This window comes from Actinoplanes awajinensis subsp. mycoplanecinus (assembly GCF_001509495.1).
Taxonomy (GTDB): domain Bacteria; phylum Actinomycetota; class Actinomycetes; order Mycobacteriales; family Micromonosporaceae; genus Actinoplanes; species Actinoplanes palleronii.
Genome location: NZ_LLZH01000234.1, coordinates 199249 through 216574, shown reverse-complemented (window position 1 = coordinate 216574; position 17326 = coordinate 199249). Strand labels below are relative to the sequence as shown.

General features: G+C 71.3%; 19 protein-coding genes. 12 read left to right on the top strand and 7 right to left on the bottom strand.

Annotation, left to right across the window (positions count from 1 at the left end; translation table 11 throughout):
* Nucleotides 1-7: 7 nt before the first annotated feature.
* Nucleotides 8-2821 carry an aminomethyl-transferring glycine dehydrogenase gene (gene gcvP / locus ADL15_RS23935; RefSeq protein ID WP_067695295.1) on the top strand — a complete coding sequence of 938 codons (2814 nt, stop codon included), beginning with the start codon at nt 8-10 and terminating at the stop codon, nt 2819-2821.
* Nucleotides 2822-2934: 113 nt separating this feature from the next.
* Here gcvP and ADL15_RS23930 read toward each other — a convergent pair whose 3' ends face one another.
* Nucleotides 2935-3135 carry a DUF5999 family protein gene (locus tag ADL15_RS23930; RefSeq protein ID WP_067695293.1) on the bottom strand — a complete coding sequence of 67 codons (201 nt, stop codon included), beginning with the start codon at nt 3133-3135 and terminating at the stop codon, nt 2935-2937.
* A 120-nt stretch (nt 3136-3255) separates the two neighbouring features.
* Between ADL15_RS23930 and ADL15_RS23925 the strand changes: the two genes are divergently transcribed.
* From ADL15_RS23925 to ADL15_RS23905, 5 genes are all read left to right on the top strand, one after another.
* Nucleotides 3256-4473 carry a chorismate-binding protein gene (locus ADL15_RS23925; RefSeq protein WP_083971664.1) on the top strand — a complete coding sequence of 406 codons (1218 nt, stop codon included), beginning with the start codon at nt 3256-3258 and terminating at the stop codon, nt 4471-4473.
* Between the two features lie 154 nt (nt 4474-4627).
* A complete protein-coding gene (locus ADL15_RS23920) occupies nt 4628-5161 on the top strand; it encodes a sigma-70 family RNA polymerase sigma factor (RefSeq protein WP_067695290.1) in 534 nt (177 codons plus the stop codon).
* 214 nt (nt 5162-5375) lie between these two features.
* Nucleotides 5376-6035: an AAA family ATPase gene (locus tag ADL15_RS23915; RefSeq protein ID WP_067695289.1), complete on the top strand. Its 660-nt coding sequence runs from the start codon at nt 5376-5378 to the stop codon at nt 6033-6035.
* A gap of 21 nt (nt 6036-6056) precedes the next feature.
* Nucleotides 6057-6548 (top strand): peptide deformylase, encoded by a 492-nt coding sequence (locus tag ADL15_RS23910; protein WP_067695287.1) that lies wholly within the window; start codon nt 6057-6059, stop codon nt 6546-6548.
* A complete protein-coding gene (locus ADL15_RS23905; protein WP_067695284.1) occupies nt 6545-7258 on the top strand; it encodes a class I SAM-dependent methyltransferase in 714 nt (237 codons plus the stop codon). The genes ADL15_RS23910 and ADL15_RS23905 overlap by 4 nt, the downstream gene beginning before the upstream one ends.
* Nucleotides 7259-7334: 76 nt before the next feature.
* Here the strand turns inward: ADL15_RS23905 and ADL15_RS23900 are convergent, their stop codons facing one another.
* The 3 genes from ADL15_RS23900 to ADL15_RS23890 all read right to left on the bottom strand — a co-directional run bounded on the left by ADL15_RS23900 (nt 7335) and on the right by ADL15_RS23890 (nt 10106).
* On the bottom strand, nt 7335-8030 hold the full coding sequence (locus ADL15_RS23900; protein WP_198170986.1) for a hypothetical protein: 696 nt from the start codon (nt 8028-8030) through the stop codon (nt 7335-7337).
* A 155-nt stretch (nt 8031-8185) separates the two neighbouring features.
* Entirely contained in the window at nt 8186-8761 is a 576-nt protein-coding gene (locus tag ADL15_RS23895) for a hypothetical protein (RefSeq protein ID WP_067695281.1), read from the bottom strand.
* 160 nt (nt 8762-8921) lie between these two features.
* Entirely contained in the window at nt 8922-10106 is a 1185-nt protein-coding gene (locus tag ADL15_RS23890; RefSeq protein ID WP_067695278.1) for an endonuclease, read from the bottom strand.
* Nucleotides 10107-10326: 220 nt separating this feature from the next.
* Between ADL15_RS23890 and ADL15_RS23885 the strand changes: the two genes are divergently transcribed.
* The 4 genes from ADL15_RS23885 to ADL15_RS23870 are packed head-to-tail and all read left to right on the top strand — an operon-like array spanning nt 10327 to nt 13103.
* Nucleotides 10327-11415: a serine hydrolase domain-containing protein gene (locus tag ADL15_RS23885; RefSeq protein ID WP_067695275.1), complete on the top strand. Its 1089-nt coding sequence runs from the start codon at nt 10327-10329 to the stop codon at nt 11413-11415.
* 57 nt (nt 11416-11472) lie between these two features.
* Nucleotides 11473-12141 (top strand): maleylpyruvate isomerase family mycothiol-dependent enzyme, encoded by a 669-nt coding sequence (locus tag ADL15_RS23880; protein ID WP_067695273.1) that lies wholly within the window; start codon nt 11473-11475, stop codon nt 12139-12141.
* A 54-nt stretch (nt 12142-12195) separates the two neighbouring features.
* Nucleotides 12196-12621: a RidA family protein gene (locus ADL15_RS23875; protein WP_067695271.1), complete on the top strand. Its 426-nt coding sequence runs from the start codon at nt 12196-12198 to the stop codon at nt 12619-12621.
* A gap of 2 nt (nt 12622-12623) precedes the next feature.
* Entirely contained in the window at nt 12624-13103 is a 480-nt protein-coding gene (locus tag ADL15_RS23870; RefSeq protein WP_198170985.1) for an NUDIX hydrolase, read from the top strand.
* A gap of 554 nt (nt 13104-13657) precedes the next feature.
* On the opposite strand, the gene ADL15_RS23865 is transcribed toward ADL15_RS23870, so the two are convergent.
* Nucleotides 13658-14425 carry an HAD-IIA family hydrolase gene (locus tag ADL15_RS23865; protein WP_067695429.1) on the bottom strand — a complete coding sequence of 256 codons (768 nt, stop codon included), beginning with the start codon at nt 14423-14425 and terminating at the stop codon, nt 13658-13660.
* Nucleotides 14426-14709: 284 nt separating this feature from the next.
* Between ADL15_RS23865 and ADL15_RS23860 the strand changes: the two genes are divergently transcribed.
* Entirely contained in the window at nt 14710-15342 is a 633-nt protein-coding gene (locus ADL15_RS23860; protein ID WP_067695426.1) for a formylglycine-generating enzyme family protein, read from the top strand.
* On the top strand, nt 15342-15896 hold the full coding sequence (locus tag ADL15_RS23855; RefSeq protein WP_157441571.1) for a DEAD/DEAH box helicase family protein: 555 nt from the start codon (nt 15342-15344) through the stop codon (nt 15894-15896). Before ADL15_RS23860 ends, ADL15_RS23855 begins: the two co-directional genes overlap by 1 nt.
* Here the strand turns inward: ADL15_RS23855 and ADL15_RS23850 are convergent.
* Both ADL15_RS23850 and ADL15_RS23845 read right to left on the bottom strand, forming a co-directional pair.
* A complete protein-coding gene (locus tag ADL15_RS23850; protein ID WP_198170984.1) occupies nt 15850-16647 on the bottom strand; it encodes a phosphotransferase family protein in 798 nt (265 codons plus the stop codon). The genes ADL15_RS23855 and ADL15_RS23850 overlap by 47 nt on opposite strands.
* 9 nt (nt 16648-16656) lie before the next feature.
* Nucleotides 16657-17259 (bottom strand): TetR/AcrR family transcriptional regulator, encoded by a 603-nt coding sequence (locus ADL15_RS23845; protein WP_083971650.1) that lies wholly within the window; start codon nt 17257-17259, stop codon nt 16657-16659.
* Between the last annotated feature and the right edge of the window lie 67 nt (nt 17260-17326).

The window sequence follows — 17326 nt, the reverse complement described above, 5'->3', positions numbered from 1 at the left end:
TGCCCCTATGACGTCGTCGTTCACCCACCGCCACATCGGCCCGCAGGCCGACGAGCAGGCGGAGATGCTCAAGGCCATCGGGTACGGATCACTCGATGCCCTGATGGATGCCGCGATCCCCGAGTCGATCCGGTTCCACGGTGAGCTCGACCTGCCGGCCGGCGCCTCCGAGGAGGAGACGATCGCCGAGCTGCGCGCGATCGCCGGCCGCAACACGGTGGCCACCCCGATGATCGGCCTCGGCTACTACGGCACGCACACCCCCGCCGTGATCAAGCGGAACGTGCTGGAGAGCCCGGCCTGGTACACCGCGTACACGCCGTACCAGCCGGAGATCAGCCAGGGCCGGCTCGAGGCGCTGCTCAACTTCCAGACCATGGTCACCGACCTGACCGGGCTGACCACGGCGAACGCGTCGATGCTCGACGAGGCCACGGCGGTCGCGGAGGCCATGACGCTCGCCCGCCGCGCCTCCAAGGTCAAGACTCCGGTGTACGTCGTGGACGCCGATACCTTCCCGCAGACCCTGGCGGTGCTGCGTACCCGGGCCGAGCCCCTCGGGATCGAGGTCACGCTCGTCGACCTGGACGCCGGCGACGCGCTGCCCGAGGAGTATTTCGGGCTGCACCTGCAGTACCCGGGCGCGTCCGGCGCGGTCCGTGACCACGCCGACCTGATCACCGCGGCGCACGCCAAGGGCGCCCTGGTCACGGTCGCCGCCGACCTGCTGGCGCTGACTCTGCTGCGCGCACCGGGTGAGATCGGCGCGGACATCGCGGCCGGTACGACGCAGCGCTTCGGCGTACCCCTGGGCTTCGGCGGCCCGCACGCCGGCTATCTGGCGGTGCGCAGCGGTCTGGAGCGCAGCCTGCCCGGGCGCCTGGTCGGTGTCAGCAAGGACGCCGACGGCGCGCCCGCCTACCGCCTCGCCCTGCAGACCCGTGAGCAGCACATCCGCCGGGAGAAGGCGACCAGCAACATCTGCACCGCGCAGGTCCTGCTCGCCGTGATGGCCGGCATGTACGCGGTCTACCACGGCCCGGCCGGGCTGCGGGAGATCGCGCAGCGCACCCACCGCAAGGCGCGCGCGCTCGCCGCCGGCCTCGCCGCGGCGCGTATCGAGACCACCCAGGCCGCGTTCTTCGACACGGTGACCGCGCGGGTGCCGGGCCGGGCCGCCGAGATCGTCGCCGGAGCCGCGGCCGCCGGGATCGACCTGCGGCTCGTCGACGCCGACCACGTCGCGATGTCGGCCGACGAGACCACCACGGACGCGCACGTGGCCGCGGTGCTGGCGGCGTTCGGCGCGCCGGAGAAGACCACCGGCCCCCGGGTGATCCCGGACGCGCTCGTGCGGACCAGCGACTACCTGAGCCACCCGGTGTTCAACACCCACCACTCCGAGACGGGCATGCTGCGCTACCTGCGCAAGCTCTCCGACCGTGACTACGCGCTGGACCGCGGAATGATCCCGCTGGGCTCGTGCACGATGAAGCTGAACGCCACCACCGAGATGGAGGCGGTCAGCTGGCCGGAGTTCGCGAACATCCACCCGTTCGCGCCGGCCGACCAGACCCGCGGCTACGAGGACCTGGTGGCCCAGCTCGAGGGCTGGCTCGCCGAGATCACCGGGTACGACGCGGTCAGCGTCCAGCCGAACGCCGGCTCGCAGGGTGAACTGGCCGGGCTGCTCGCGATCCGCGGCTACCACCGCTCGCGCGGCGAGACCCACCGCGACGTCTGCCTGATCCCGTCCTCGGCGCACGGCACCAACGCGGCCAGCGCGGTGATGGCCGGCATGCGCGTGGTCGTGGTGGCCTGCGACGAGAACGGCAACGTCGACCTCACCGACCTGGCCGCCAAGATCGAGAAGCACCGCGACCAGCTCTCCGCGATCATGGTGACCTACCCGTCCACCCACGGCGTGTACGAGACCTCGATCGCCGACCTGTGCGCGAGCGTGCACGAGGCCGGCGGCCAGGTGTACGTCGACGGCGCGAACCTCAACGCGCTGGTGGGCTTCGCCAAGCCGGGCAAGTTCGGCGCCGACGTGTCGCACCTGAACCTGCACAAGACGTTCTGCATCCCGCACGGCGGTGGCGGCCCCGGCGTCGGCCCGGTCGCGGTCCGCGCGCACCTGGCGGACTTCCTGCCCGGTAACCCCCTCGAGCCGGGCGACCACCACGCCGTCTCGGCCGCCCCGCACGGCTCGGCCGGCATCCTGCCGATCTCCTGGGCGTACGTACGGATGATGGGCCCGGACGGTCTCGCGCAGGCCACCGCGACCGCGGTCCTGGCCGCCAACTACGTCGCGGCCCGGTTGCGCGAGCACTACCCGGTGCTCTATGCCGGGGAGAACGGCCTGGTCGCGCACGAGTGCATCCTGGACCTGCGGCCGATCACCAAGGCCACCGGCGTCTCGGTCGACGACGTCGCCAAGCGGCTGATCGACTACGGCTTCCACGCGCCGACCATGTCGTTCCCGGTCGCCGGCACCCTGATGGTGGAGCCGACCGAGAGCGAGGACCTGGCCGAGCTGGACCGGTTCTGCGCCGCGCTGATCGCGATCAAGAAGGAGATCGACCAGGTCGCCGCGGGCGTCTGGCCCAAGGACGACAACCCCCTGGCGAACGCGCCGCACACCGCGTCGTCGGTCTCCGCGGACGAGTGGTCGCACCCCTACCCGCGGTCGGTGGCCGGTTTCCCGGAGGGCGTGGACCGGACGGCGAAGTACTGGCCGCCGGTGCGCCGCATCGACGGGGCCTACGGGGATCGCAACCTGGTCTGCTCGTGCCCCTCGCCGGAGGCCTACGAGAACTGATATCTAGGATGCGTGCGCAGGTCGCGGTCTTCGGATCGCGGCCTGCGCCGTCTCTCGCCAGGGCCGTCGAACCTCCGCCAATAAAACGGCCGTTTCGTTACCCTGAGTGATATTTACGCGGCGAGGCAGTGCACTGCCGGGCCGCGGTGCGGTTCGATCGTCGTGCCGTCCGGCAGCAGTTCGCCGGTGTCCTCGAACACGATGACGCCGTTGCAGAGCAGGCTCCAGCCCTGTTCCTGGAAGGTCGCCACGGTACGGGCGGCCTCCCGATCGATGGCTTCGGCTGAGGGGCATTGCGCTAGGTGCTGGCACATCAGGTTTACTCCGGTAGGGGGCTGTGTGAAGGTTCACAAAGTCGAGGCCGAACGTTACCTCACATCGAACGACAGCGGTTCACAGCGGTGACGGCGTCCGCCCACGAATTCACAAGTTCGATAGTCCACGCACACGGCCTCGGCGACCACTCTCCGGTACCTCCTCTCGGTGCTCCGCCGGGTGCTCCGGCGTCCTGCGGTGCCCGTCACCATGCGTTACGTACGTTCCAGTGGTTCCGGGGTGATTCCGGTGACCCTGCCGAGCTTGTGACGGCCTTCCTGGAGGGCAACGGACTGCCGGTGCGAAAGCTCGGCCGAACGGGTGACAAAGACCGGCCGGATGGCCATGGCGCTATTTGCGGGGCGTCGCTCTACGTATCCGCGGATGCCGGATGCGTGATGATCAACGCCACTGCCGGCGGCCCCAGTCCGGTCCCCGCGGTCCCGGACGTGTACGCCGTCATCTGGGTGCACGCCGAGGTGCCCGCGCAGGGTTCAACGGACGACTGGGCACTCGGTTCCTGGCACGCGAGCTGGACCCCCGGGCAGCACGCCGGCGCGGTGCAGCGGGTCCGCGACGCGATCGGCCGCGGCGACGTCTACCAGGTGAACGTGGTCGGGCACGCGTCCGCGCCGTACACCGGGAATCCGGCCGCGGCCCTGCGCCGCGTCGCCGCTCTGCCCGGAGCGCGGTACGGCGGCGTCCTGGCCGGCCCCGGCGGCCGGTGGGCGATCGCGACCGCCTCGCCGGAGACCCTGGTCGAGGTCCGCGACGGCCGGGTGATCACCCGCCCGATCAAGGGCACCCGCCCGGCCACCGCGGCCGGGCACCGGGAGCTGCTCGCCTCGGCCAAGGAACGCGCCGAACACATCATGATCGTCGACCTGGAGCGCAACGACCTGGCCCGGCTGCCCGGCACCGGCCCGGTCCGCGTCGACGAGCTGTTCGCGGTACGCCGGTGGAGTGGTCTCTGGCAGGCCGAGTCGGTCGTCTCGGCGGCCCTGGACGGCGACGTCGGCCTCGCCGAGCTGCTCCGCGCGGTCTGCCCCGGCGGCAGCGTCACCGGGGCGCCCAAGCACGCCGCGCTCGACCAGATCGCCGCCCTGGAGCCGGTGGGCCGCGGGGTGAGCATGGGTGGCCTGGGCTGGATCGGACACGACCACGTCGACCTGGGGCTGAGCATCCGGACCGTGGCGGTCGACGGCGCCCGGGTGCACGCCTGGGCGGGCGGCGGGATCACCGCGGACAGCGACCCGGCCGACGAGGTCGCCGAGGCCGCGGCGAAAGCCGGACCGCTGCGCGCCGCCCTGGCCGGGACGGTCACAGGCGCCGCATAGCCCCTTCCGAGCGTTCTCTACCTATTGCGTGCCACTCTCACCGTCCGCCCCCACGGCCGGGGGCCGAGCGCGTACCTTGGCGCACGCGTTTCACCGAGACGGTCCACAGTGGCGACCAGGCCGCGGTGGCTGCAGAGAAGGCGACACCCAGGTCATGCTCGAACTCCTCGACCCACCGGCGGTTCCCGCCCCGCGCTCCGCGAGCCCCGGGTTCCCGCGCTTCGCGCACGACAGCTCGCAGCGGCTGCACCACAGTGCGTATCAACTCTGCCGGGATTGGCACCTCGCCCAGGACCTGACCCAGACCACGCTGACCAAGCTGTTCCTGAGCTGGGACCGGGCCGCGGAGAGCGACAACCTTTCGGCGTACGCCCAGAAGGTCCTGCTCCGGACGTATCTGGACCACAGGCGCCGCCGCAGCTCCACCGAGTCCACTCCGGGCGAATTGCGCGAACCGTCCTACACGTCCGATCCCGATCTGCGGATCACCATGATGATCGCGGTGGACCGGTTGCCGGCCCGGGACCGGGCGATCGTGCTGCTGCGCTACTTCGCCGACCACACCGTCGAGCAGGTCGCCGCCGAGCTGAACGTCCCGATCACCGTGGTCAAGAGCCAGACCCGGCGCTCCCTGATCAAGCTGAAGCACATGCTGGTCGGCGACCGCGCGGCCCTGTTTGCGGCCTGACGCTATCGTCGCCCGCGAAGGGGAGTAGTCCTTTCGTCGGTCGTTCGACATCCTGGCGCCTCGCGGCGCCCGGCGGCCGGGCCCCGGGTCACGTACCCGGGGCGGACGAGACCTTCGGCCCTGCAGGTGACGTGTGTCGCCGCGACAGGGACCGGAGTCTCGGCGGTCGCGGGAAAACGGTCCTCTGCCCCGGTGGCGGGAAGAGGAAACGACCATGGCGACAGCCCTTGCCACCGCTTCGATCGCTCCGAGTGCCGCCCGCGACCTCCGCGGGCAGCGGGTCGGGGAGCTCAACTTTCCGGCGGGGTCGCTGCTGGTGGTGGCCGGTGTGCCGGGAGCGGGCAAGACCACGCTGCTGAAGCGGCTGCTGCCGCAGGCGGGGGTGCGGCTGCTCGACTCCGAGTACGGGCGGGTGCGGCTGAGCCGGTACTTCGGGGCGCTGCCGTACAAGTACTGGCGGCCGCTGGTGCACGCCAGCCACTACGTGCGGCTGTACCGCGCGCTGCGGGGACCGGAATCGATCGTGGTGCACGAGTCCGGGACGCGGAGCTGGGCGCGCCGGCTGATCACCGGGGCGGCGCGGCGGGCGGATCGTCGTACCCATCTGTTGCTCCTCGACGTCGACCCGGGCGAGGCTCTCGCCGGACAGCGGACCCGGAACCGGAAGGTCCGCCCGTCGGTCTTCGCCGCGCACTGCCGCAACTGGCAGCGGCTCCTGCGCGAGGTGGCCGATTCTGGTCACCCGATCCACCGGGAGGCCGCGACCATCACCGTGATCGACCGCGCGGTGGCGACCGAGCTGAGCGCGATCCGGTTCGCCGGTCCGCACCTGCTGCCGGACGCCCCGGTCCGGCAGCTGTCGGCGGTGGCGTAACGAGCCGATAGGCTTTCAGGCATGACAGTGAGGCCCATCCGGATCTACGGCGACCCGGTCCTGCGCACGCCCGCCGACCCGGTCACCGCGTTCGACGCCACCCTGCGCGAGATCGTCCGCGACCTGGAGGACACCGTCCGCGAACCCGGCCGCGCCGGTGTCGCCGGACCGCAGATCGGCGTGAGTCTGCGGGTGTTCTCCTACAACGTGGGCGGCGAGGTGGGACACATGATCAACCCGGTGCTGTCCGATTTCGAGGGGGAGCAGGAGGACGAGGAGGGCTGTCTGTCGCTGCCCGGCCTCGGCTACTCCACGAAGCGATCGATGTCGGTCACGGCCAGCGGCTTCGACCAGCACGGCGAGCCCCTGGTGATCCGCGGTACCGAGTTCCTGGCCCGGGCGCTGCAGCACGAGACCGACCACCTCGACGGCCGCCTCTACATCGACACCCTGACCGGCGACGTCCGCCGCCAGGCACTGCGCGAACTGCGCCGGGTCGTCCCCCGCCGATGACCGAGCCACCCGCGCCCCCGCCCACCGACACCCGGCGGTTCGCGGCCGCGTCGCTGGCGGCCGGGGACGCGACCGGCTGGTTCGAGGAGCTCTATGCCTCGGCGCGGGACGGCGACGCGGTCGTGCCGTGGGACGTGGCGGCGGCGAGCGTGCACCTGCGGGAGTTCCCGCTGCCGCCGGGCGAGGGCCGGCGCGCCCTGGTCGTCGGCTGCGGTCCGGGCCGCGACGCGGAGCATCTCGCGGCTCTGGGGTATGCCGTGACCGCTTTTGACATCGCAGCCACCGCGATCGAGCTGGCTCGTTCACGGCACCCGGAGTCACCGGTCGCCTATCAGGTGGCCGACCTGCTCGACCCGCCGGCGGCGTGGACCCGGGCCTTCGACCTGGTCCTGGAGAGCAACAACGTGCAGGCCCTGCCCGCCGGGATCCGCGCCCGGGCGATCGCCGGGGTGGGCGAGTTCGTCGCACCGGGCGGAACCCTCCTGGTCCTGGCCGCCGCAGCCACCGACTTCCCGCCACCGGCCAATGCCCCGGCGGCGCCCGCCGTTCCGCCGGGGACCAGTGGGGTGGGGGACGGCCCACCGTGGCCACTGACCCGGGCGGAGGTCGACGCTTTCGCCGGCCCCGGACTGCGCCCGATCTCGGTAGAGGAGATCGGGGCACCCGGCACCCGGCTGATCCGCCGCTGGCGAGCCGTCTTCACCCGCTGACCCGGCACGCCGAGCCCGCCGGGGGTCGGGCGGTGCGCCGGGCCCCCGCCCGGCGCACCTCAGGTGGGGCCGGCTGTCAGTGAGCGGCGAAGAACAGGAACATGTTGGTCGGGATCGGGCCGACCACGTTCTTGTTCTTGGCCTTGATCAGGCCGGACAGGTAGGTCCAGCTCTGGTGCTTCTGGATGGCCTTGTAGGTGGTGGCGCTGGTGACCCCGACCACCTGCACGTCCCACCACTCCGCCTTGCCCTTGTTCTTGGTGGTGATGAAGTGGTCGTGCCCCGGCGTGGTGAAGTTCTCCAGGGCCGGCTTCAGCTTCTCCGGAGTGGTCTTGTAGACCGGGGCGAGCGCCTCCGCCAGGCGCGTCATGTCCAGGTTCATCGGGTGGTCGACGCAGGTCAGCTTGTCCGGGCAGTCCAGGCCCTTGGCGGTGAAGCCGAGCGGCACCGTGATGAAGAGCGGGTCGAAGTCCTTGGCCGGCGCCACCTTGGCCTTCTCGCCGACCTCGCAGCCGGTGGTCGACGCCGCGGTCACGTGCGAGTCGCAGTAGAAGCCGTGGTTGTAGGTGAAGCTGGACCCATGACCGGCGTGGTTGCCCATGGTCATGCCGAATTCGTTCGGGCCGCGTCCACCGGTCGCGGTGGTGGCCTCGCCCTTCGGGTCGCTGCTGGAGGCGGCGTGCGCGATGGCGCCACCTCCGGCGGAGAGGGCGATCGCCGCGGCCATCAGCGGAATGGCTCGGGCGGTGTTGCGGCGGATGAGATCGAGCATGTCGGCGTCCCCTTTGACGCTCGCGGGCGCGCCCTCTGGCGGCGGCCCTGTTCGAGGAGTTCGGGGCCGCGCGGAAGCCGGATTGCCGCAGAAGCCACCTATCACTCGTAAGGGGTAAACCTAGTCATAAATCGCACCGGGTGGCGTGGAACCCGCTATCGGGCCGGGGAGCCGTCCAGCTTCTCGGCCACCCAGGAACGCAGGAACTCGCTGTCGGTACGGTTCACCCCGCGCGCCAGCCAGGCGAGGCCGGCACCCAGCAGTGCGACCGCCGTACCGGCACCGACGACCACCGGACCGATCAACGCCTCCCGGAACGACCCGTGCACCAGCGGCACGACAGTGTCGACGACACCGAGCAACACGATCAGCGAGCCGGCGACGGCCCCGGCCCAGAGCAGCGCCCGGCCCGGCTGGCTGCCACCCGGCGTGCAGCGGATCTCGCAGCCGGCCGGGACGGCGACGATCTCCCCTCGCAGCGACGGCTGGCGCAGATGGCGCGAGAACCGCACCCGCAGCAGCATCAGCCGGAATCCGTCCTCGCCGACGTGGCCGTACACCACCCGGTCGTCGGGGACCATCATCGGCGCCCGCCGCCAGGCCTGTGTCCCGCTCACGACCGCCGCACCCAGCCGCCGCCGGGCCTCCTGCGCCGGCACCGCCGAGACCAGGACGAAATCCGGGTCCCGCCCTCCGCGCGCCACACCGCCGATCCACCGACCGATCCCCATCCCGCGAGTGTCGGCCTGCCGCACAAGGGCGCAGACACGCCGACGCCCGGCGCGAGGGCCGGGCGTCGACGGGGGAACCGGGGGGACGGTCGTGGTGGTGGGGGTGGTGCGCCGAGGTCGGGCCGGCCGCACGCCTGGGCCCGACCTCAGCGGCCTGTGATCACCCGAAGATCGAGCTGACCCATTCCGGGTGGTCGATGAACGGGTTCCGGTTGTGCTGGTACGTGCTGTAGATGACCTGGTTGCGGTTCTTCTCGAACGCGTCCGGCGGGTCGGCGGCGTTCCACTGCAGCAGGACCGAGAGCTTGCCGATGTACGGGTTGGAACCGTTGGAGACCGAGTTGTTGACCTCCAGGTCGGCGAAGCCGTCGTCACCCGAGTAGCGGACGGCCATGTAGAAGATCATGCGGGCCACGTCGCCCTTGACCGCGGCGCGCGGCTCGAACGAGTCCGAGTCGGTGTAGTTGCCGGCCGCGCCGGAGACCGCCGAGCCACCGGTGTCGAAGTCCTTGTTGTCACGGATCGAGTTGACCGTGACGTCCTCCGGGCGCAGGTGGTGCAGGTCGGTGCCGGGGCCGGTGACGGTGCCGAAGTCACCGTGCGACTTGGCGTAGACGTGCTCGCGGTTCCAGTCGCCGACGTCGCCACCGTTGAGCGTCTTGGACCGGCTGGTGCCCGAGTAGAGCAGGATCACGTTCGACGAGTTCGACGGGTCCTGGTCGGTGACCTTCAGGGCGTTCCACACCCCGTCGTACGAGAGCTTGGTGACGCCGGTGGAGATGATCTTGTGCAGCGCGGACTTCAGCGCGGCGCCGGACTTGCCGGAGGCGGCCGCGTAGTACGCGTCGGTGCTGCTGGACGCGGTCGGCGTGGCGGTGGCCGTGGTGGTCGCGGTCGGGCTGGTGGTCGACGTCGAGCCCAGGGTCATCGCGGTCGGCGACTTCAGGCCGGCGTGCGAGAAGTACGCCTCCAGCGAGCCGCTGACGGTCAGCGCCTTGCCGATCAGCGACGGGTTGCTGAGCAGCCCGAACGAGGACCGGTAGGAGCTGGTGATCTGGACGTACAGCATCTTGGTGGTGCTGGTCTCGGTCTTGCTGTCGGCGATCGCCAGGGCGGTGTCGCCGGTGAAGTTGCTGAACTTCACGGTGCTGGTGGCGGTCGGCTCGCCGACGATGTAGCCGAGCACCGTGCCGGAGCCGCTCTGGCCGGCGATCGCCTGGGCGACGGTCAGCGAGGCGGCAGCCGTGGCGGGCGTCGAGGCCAGCGTGAAGAGCAGGGCCAGCAACGCGAGGAACGTGGGGACGGTCACCGCCAGAATGCGGCGATGCTGTTTCGGGACGGGCATGGGGGTGCTCCGTTTCGCCAGGCTGTATAGACAGCTTTGAGTGTGGGTGACCGGCGGCGATCGCCGTACATACCACATGAGTCATATCTGCCCGGCCGTTCTGGACGTGTGGATTTAACCTCAATGGTGCGTACCCGAAAGATGTTTCAGCCTGTCGGGTTCACCCAGGGTGCGACGCGCTCTCAGGGACGGTCGTTACCCTGCGTCCCGGGGAGGCTTCGTGACGATCGAACATGCGGCGCGGCGGGTCTGGGACGAGACGCCCGCCGAGGAGCTCGGCGTGGCACCGGCGGCGGTGCGGACCATGCTCGCGATGGCGGCCGCGCGCGGTGCGGCCGCGCAACTGGTGGTGCTGCGGCACGGCGAAGTGCTGATCGACAGGTCCTTCGGCGCGCCGCCGGACGTGCCGTTCCTGCTCTTCTCGGCCGGCAAACCATTGATCGCCGTGCTCGTCCATCAGCTCGCTGAGCAGGGGTTGCTGCGACTCGACGCGCCGCTGTCCGCTTACTGGCCCGGCTTCGAGGAAAACCACAAACAAGACATCACGGTACGACAGGTGCTGCAGCATCGGTCCGGTCTCCCGTACGTGAAAAGTCTGTACCGCGACGCCCTGCTCGCGCCGGACTGGCACCGATCGGTGCGCGCCCTGGCCGCGGCCCGCCCGCACCACGCGCCCGGACGGCTGCCCGCCTACCACACGCTGAGCTACGGGTTCCTGCTCGGCGAGCTCATCCAGCGGGTCACCGGGCGTTCACTGCGCGATGTCCTGCACGAGGGGATCCGGCAACCGCTCGGCCTGCGCGACACCCACCTGAACGCGCCGCCCCGGCGGATCCCGATGCGCGGCGCCCCGTCCGGCGGCCCGCGGGCGCTGCAGTGGGCGGCGAACCGGCGGGTCACCCGGGACGCGGTGATCCCGGCGGCCACCATCTCCAGCACGGCCCGGGACCTGGCCGTCTTCTACCAGTCCCTGCTGGACGCCCGGCTGCTCGCGGCGGACGCGGTGGCCGAGGCCTGCGCGCCGTCGACCAGCGGCGAGAAGGATTTGATCCTCGGCAACCGGATCCGGTGGTCGGCCGGGTTCCAGCTGGGCGGGCACGAGAACGATCCGCTGCGGCCCCGGCCGATGGGCAGACGCAGCAGCCGGCGGGCGTTCGGCCACAACGGCTCCAACGCCTGCCTGGGCTGGGCCGACCCGTCGCGCGGGCTGGTGATGGTCTACCTGACCAACCGCCTCGAGGGCAGTCCGGAGGGCTCGCCGTACCAGTGCGAGCTCAGCGACACCCTGCTGGCCGGGGTGCGGGAGTGATTTTGTTGCGGTGGCGTGCCCCTTGCTCGCCGGGGCGCGGCGGTAGAGTCGCGGCGCATGGAGCTGGATCATCTGGCGCATCTGCAGCGGGAACTGGCCGCTTTCCACGACTGCCTGAGCGATGACCTGACGGCGCCGGTCGTGCACTGCGGGGAGTGGACCCTGCGCGACCTGGCCGACCACCTGGGCAACGGCAACCTGTGGGCGGCCACCGCGGTCACGGAACGGCACGGGCGGTTCCCGCGGCCACCCGCGCCGGCCGACATCGGCCCGTGGTTCGCCGGCACCGCGCAGACGTTGACGTCCGCGCTCGCGGTGGACCCGGCGACCGAGGCGTGGACGTTCGCGCCGCCGCACACCGTCGGGTTCTGGCGACGGCGGCGCTGCCTGGAGACGCTGGTGCACCGGTGGGACGCGGAGCACGCGCTGGGTGGGGCGGGCGCGCTGGACCCGGCGTTGTGCGCGGACGGGATCGACGAGGTCTTCGACACCTTCGCGCCGCGGCAGGTGCGGATGGGCCGGATGCCCGTACCGAAGAAGTCGGTGGAGTTCGTGGCGACCGACCTGGACCGATCGTGGACCGTGGGCCCGGACCGCCCGGTGGCGACACTGGAGGGTTCGGCGGCGGACCTGTTCCTGGCCCTGTGGAACCGGCTGCCGTGGTCCGCGCTCAGCGGTGACCCCGAGGCCGCGCAGGCAGCGCTCCCAGGCCCGCTCGTCCCCTAGGCACCGGCGGAATAATCGGCAGACGGGTGCGGGAGGCGTCACGATAATGGGCCGGTGATCACTAAATTCAGTCCGGACACGGTGCATGAGACGGCTGGGTACAGCCATGTGACGATCTCGGAGGCGGGGCGGCTGGCGCATCTGGCCGGGCAGTGTCCGCTCGACCTGGGTGGCGCGGTGGTCGGGGAGGCCGGTGACTACGCCGGGCAGACCGCGCAGGTGATCGTCAACTGCCTCGCGGTGCTGGCGGCGGCCGGGGCGGCGCCCGAGGACGTGGTGCGGTCGGTGATCTATGTGGTCAGCCCGGACAGCACGGTGCTCGCGGCGGTGTGGGATCAGCTCAACGCGTCGCCGCTGGCGCCGGCGTTCGGCACCGCGAGCACGCTGGTGGGAGTGGCCTCGCTCGGCTATCGGGGCCAGCTCGTCGAGGTCGACCTGACCGCCGCCCTGCGGGACGAGCCGACGACTGACCGGGACTGACGGTGGCGGTCACCGAGATGCGGCTGGCGGCGTACGCGATCTGCGTCGAGGAGGACCGCGTGCTGCTCGTCCGGTGTCCGCCGGTGATCGGGCCGGCGCTGTGGACGCTGCCCGGCGGGCGGGTCGAGCACGGCGAGGACCCGGTGGACGCGGTGATCCGGGAGGTCGCCGAGGAGACCGGCTGCGACGGTGTGGTGGAGCGGCTGCTCGGCGTCGACTCGCGGGTGATCCCGTCCGCCGAGCGGCTGAATCGTGGTCCTGACCTGCACAATGTCGGTGTCTTCTACCAGGTTCGGCTCACCGGGGGCTCGCTCCGGCCGGAGCCCGGCGGCGCGACGATCGGGCCGGCCTGGGTCCGGGTCGGCGACGTCGCGGGCGAGGTCCGCTCGTCACTGGTCGATATCGGGCTGGCGCTGGCCCGGCAGAAGCCGGTCACGGGCCACGTCGCCCCGGTCGAGATCGCCGGACTGCTGCGCCACTGACCGTGACCGCCGCTGTCACCCCCGGATCGCCCCGCGACTCCCTGACCGCGGCTGGTGCTGAGGGTTGTCTCCAGGCCTTCCAGGCACCCCTCAGCACCAGCCGGAGTCGGTTTTGCGGGGATCGGACTGGCCGTGGCAGGCGGCTGCGGGGGCTGGTTGTCTCGGCCGTCGCAGGGGCGGTGCGGGTACGCGGTGCCTGTTCGCGGATGTCTGCCGCCCCCAGGTGGGCGGTAGGAGTCCGCAGGACCCGATCGCGTGCTCCTACCGCCCTCGGATACCGCCGAACGCGGATTCCCACTGCCCCCGCCAGCACCAACGCGGACCCCTACCGCCCTAGCAGCGCTGATCGCGTGCTCCCACCGCCCCATCGGCAACCGGATACTCGCTTGTGGAGAGCCTGCCTTCCCTTAACCGACAGGGCCTGCGGACGGGTGTTTCTCCTGGGGCTATCGCCGGGGAAATCCGGAGGCCGGGCTGAGGTGCCGTTCGGGTGCGATCGGCGGTTGGGTGGTCGGGCCGGAGACTGGCCGAGAGGGATCAGGGGTGCGGGTGGGTCAGGGCGGCGGGAACAGGGCGGGGAGGTCGGCTATGGAGTTGATGGTGTGGGTGGGGCGGGGGAGGGCTCCGGTGGCCTGCTGGTCGAGGTATTTGCCGGTGCGGACCTGGACCGAGGTGGCTCCGGCGGTGATGGCCATCGGGATGTCGGTGGTGCCGTCGTCGCCGACCACCCACAGCAGGTCGGCCGGGGCGGACTGGGCGGCCAGCCGCAGGAAGTCCTGGCTGGGCTTGCCCAGGACCCGGGCCGGTTTGCCGGCCGCGAACTCGATCGCGGCGACGATCGCGCCGGTGTCGACGTGGTCGCCGTCGGCGGCGCGGAAATAGCGGCCGCGCTGCAGGGCCAGCAGCTCGGCGCCGGCACGGACCGCGCGGAAGGCCGCGTCGAGTGCCGGGTAGCTGAGCGTCTCGCGGCAGTCGCCGACGACGACGTGGGTCGGCGGGCCGGCGTCCGGGCTGCGGTGGGCGGCCAACTCGTCCCGGACCGCGCGGTCGGCCAGGACCAGGACGCGGCTGCCCGGCGTGGCGGCGAGGATCTCCCGGGCCGCGATCACCGGGGTGAAGATCTCGCCGAGGGCGACCGGGATGCCCAGGCCGCGGATCCGGTCGACCAGGGTGGCCTCGGACTGCGAATCCGTGTTGGTGAAGATGCGGACGGTGTGGCCGGCTCGGCGCAACTCCACCACGGCGCGGGCTGCGCCCGGCACCGGCTGGCCGCGTTCGATGAGAGTGCCGTCCAGATCGAGCAGTACCACGCGCGGTTCCATGAGCTCCCGTCCGCCGGTGAACCGGAGCAGCCTATCGCGGAGGTCGTCGATATCGGCCACCTCGCGGCCGGGCGTGTGGTTCCGGAACGTGGCGGGGCCATCCGGGGAAAACGTCGGGGTCGCTCGAGGAGTGTGCCGCGGACTCCGGCGAGGAGTTCACCGCCGGACAGCGTGCTGCCGTGGAGCAGCGGCACGCGACGGTGCCCGGCAGTCACCGCTGAGCCGGGAAACCCGGTCGAGGAATTCCGGGTAGGAGGATAGGTTTTCCGACTGTGCATGCCGAGATGATTTCTGTGCCGGGTGGGCGGACGACGCTGTCGGATCGTCGTACGCAAAGGTCGTGGGATGTTGAATTTGATTCTTATCTGCTCGGTGCGGTGCCGGTCACGCAGGCGGAATACGCCGAGGTGACCGGGGAACGGCCGGGCAGTGTGCCGGGTGAACGGCTGCCAGTGGAGAGTGTTTCCTGGTGGGACGTGGTGCGATATTGCAATGCGCGGTCGGAACGGGAAGGTCTGCGCCCGGCCTATCAGGGTGGGGAATGGGACCCGGACGCCGACGGATATCGGCTGCCGACCGAGGCGGAATGGGAGAACGCGTGCCGGGCCGGCACCGGCGGGCCGCGGTACGGGGAACTCGACGAGATCGCCTGGTACCGGGGTAATTCCGGTGAGCGGCCGCACGAGGTGGGCACCCGGGCGCCGAACGCGTGGGGTTTTCACGACATGCTCGGCAACGTGTGGGACTGGTGCTGGGACGTCTACGACGCCGAGGTGTACGGCGAGTACCGGGTGCTGCGCGGTGGCGGATGGTTCGACGAGCAGTGGAGTTGCCGGGCCTCGGTGCGCCGCCGCAGCCACCCGGACCTGAAGATCGAGGACGTCGGGTTCCGGGTGGCCAGAAACGGACGTCCGTGATGAGAGCGGTGTGGATCAACGGGGTGTCCGGGTCGGGCAAGAGCGCGCTCGCCGCGGTCCTGGCCGGGCGGGGCCTGCCCGCGATCGACGCGGACGAGGACCCGGCGCTGGCCGGCTGGGTCGACGAGGACGGCCGGCCGGTCGCCGAGTCGCAGACCGACGCCGACTGGCTGCGCCAGCACCTCTGGGTGTGGCACCCGGAGCGGCTGGACGAGCTGATCGGCGCGCCCGGGAGCGCGGACGCCGGCACGGTCTACGTGTGCGGGAACGCCGCCAACGACGCCGAACTGTGGGACCGGTTCGCGCGGGTCGTGCTGCTGGTCGTCGACGAGCCGACGATGCTGGCCCGGCTGGACGACCCGGCGCGGGACAACGACTTCGGCCGGTCGCCCGACGAGCGGGCCCTGTGCGTGGAGTGGCTGCCGAGCTTCCAGCGCGAGCGGCTGGCCCTCGGCGCGATCCCGATCGACGCGAGCCAGCCGCTGGAGCAGGTAGCGGACGCCGTCATCAGAATAGCCACCCCAGGGCCCGGAGCGACTTCTCCACATACCTGATCCGGCCCGCCTCCAGGCCGTACGCCAGATCCTCCAGGACACCGCACCGGGCGTAGAACACCGCCCGGTCCCGCAGCGACGGATCACCCGGCAGCGCGGCCGGCCCGAGATCGCGGAACAGCCGGCCGAGGTCGCAGGCCGGGTCGACCAGCGCCGCGTCACTCCAGTCGATCACGCCGGTGACCTCACCGGCCGCGTCGACGAGCACGTGCTCGATGCCCAGGTCGTTGTGCGAGAAGACCAGGGTGTCACCGTCGGCCGGCGGGGCGGTGTCCAGGAATGTCTCGACCCGGCCGCGGAACGGCGCCGGGAGGTCGCCGGCCACCGCCGGGTAGGTGGCCACCGCCTCGCGCAGCCATTCGGCCAGGGGCAGGTCGTCGACCTCGACCAGGCCCTCCACCCGTGCGGCCGGGACCGCGTGCAGGGCGGCGAGCAGTCCTGTGAGCGCGGCCGGGTGCACCGGCACGGCCAGGTCGAGCAGCGGGGTGCCGGCCAGTTTGCGGTAGGCGAGACAGCCCTGCTCGGCCAGGACGAACACCGGGGTGGGCACCGGCACCGGGGAGACCTCGGCGACCAGGGTGAGCAGGCGCGCCTCCCGGTCGGTCTGTGCCGGGTCGGGGTCCTTGCTCATCCGTACGATGAGATCGTTGTTGATCTCGTAGGCGAAATGGTCGACGCCTTCGCCGATGAGGTCCACCGAGTCGGCCCGCAGGTCGGGCAGGCCCGCGGCCAGGGCACTCCGCACGTCCACCGGCTCAGGTTACGGCCCGCCGGTCAGGTAGCGGGTCAGCATCGTGATCATCTCCTGCTCGAGGGAGGACTGGTCGACCTCCGCCGCGCTCAGCCAGTGCACACCCATCTCGACCGTGGTGATCAGCAGGTGGGCCGCGGTGGTGGTGTTCGCGACGTCGACCTCCGGATAGCGGTCGAGCAGGTCACGGATCTCGACGACCCGGTCCTGGTACTGCTCGGTGATCTTGGTGAGCACGTCCGGCCAGCGCAGTGCCTGCTCCATCAGCACGTGCAGCAGCTGCGGGTCGTCCTGGTGCGCCTCGATCGAGGCCTGGACGATGGCCTGCAACTCCTCGGCGAGCGACCCGGCGGGCTCTGCTGAAGCGGGCTTGCCGCGGTCCATGTGCCGGGCGAACAGCTCGACCAGGATGGCGTCCTTGCTCGGGTAGTACTGGTACAGCGACCCGATCGACACCCCGGCCCGTTCCGCGATCCGGTTGGTGGTGCCGGCGGCGTAGCCGTGCTCGGCGAAAACGTGAGCAGCCGCGGCCAGGATCCGCTGCCGGGTCAGCTCGGCGCGCACCTGGCGGGGTGTTCGCCGTGGTTGCAGGTTCGTGTCGTCGGGTGTCACGGCGGGTTCCTCACCGGAATAAAAGCGAGTAGCGGACGATGCGAGCAATTGCTCATAATTACGGCTC

What these genes read in the sequence shown, in the direction of transcription:
- gcvP (WP_067695295.1), top strand. Translation starts at nt 8, where the DNA reads ATGACGTCGTCGTTCACCCACCGCCACATCGGCCCGCAGGCCGACGAG.
- ADL15_RS23930 (WP_067695293.1), bottom strand. Translation starts at nt 3,135, where the DNA reads ATGTGCCAGCACCTAGCGCAATGCCCCTCAGCCGAAGCCATCGATCGG.
- ADL15_RS23920 (WP_067695290.1), top strand. Translation starts at nt 4,628, where the DNA reads ATGCTCGAACTCCTCGACCCACCGGCGGTTCCCGCCCCGCGCTCCGCG.
- ADL15_RS23915 (WP_067695289.1), top strand. Translation starts at nt 5,376, where the DNA reads ATGGCGACAGCCCTTGCCACCGCTTCGATCGCTCCGAGTGCCGCCCGC.
- ADL15_RS23910 (WP_067695287.1), top strand. Translation starts at nt 6,057, where the DNA reads ATGACAGTGAGGCCCATCCGGATCTACGGCGACCCGGTCCTGCGCACG.
- ADL15_RS23905 (WP_067695284.1), top strand. Translation starts at nt 6,545, where the DNA reads ATGACCGAGCCACCCGCGCCCCCGCCCACCGACACCCGGCGGTTCGCG.
- ADL15_RS23900 (WP_198170986.1), bottom strand. Translation starts at nt 8,030, where the DNA reads ATGCTCGATCTCATCCGCCGCAACACCGCCCGAGCCATTCCGCTGATG.
- ADL15_RS23895 (WP_067695281.1), bottom strand. Translation starts at nt 8,761, where the DNA reads ATGGGGATCGGTCGGTGGATCGGCGGTGTGGCGCGCGGAGGGCGGGAC.
- ADL15_RS23890 (WP_067695278.1), bottom strand. Translation starts at nt 10,106, where the DNA reads ATGCCCGTCCCGAAACAGCATCGCCGCATTCTGGCGGTGACCGTCCCC.
- ADL15_RS23880 (WP_067695273.1), top strand. Translation starts at nt 11,473, where the DNA reads ATGGAGCTGGATCATCTGGCGCATCTGCAGCGGGAACTGGCCGCTTTC.
- ADL15_RS23865 (WP_067695429.1), bottom strand. Translation starts at nt 14,425, where the DNA reads ATGGAACCGCGCGTGGTACTGCTCGATCTGGACGGCACTCTCATCGAA.
- ADL15_RS23860 (WP_067695426.1), top strand. Translation starts at nt 14,710, where the DNA reads ATGATTTCTGTGCCGGGTGGGCGGACGACGCTGTCGGATCGTCGTACG.
- ADL15_RS23855 (WP_157441571.1), top strand. Translation starts at nt 15,342, where the DNA reads ATGAGAGCGGTGTGGATCAACGGGGTGTCCGGGTCGGGCAAGAGCGCG.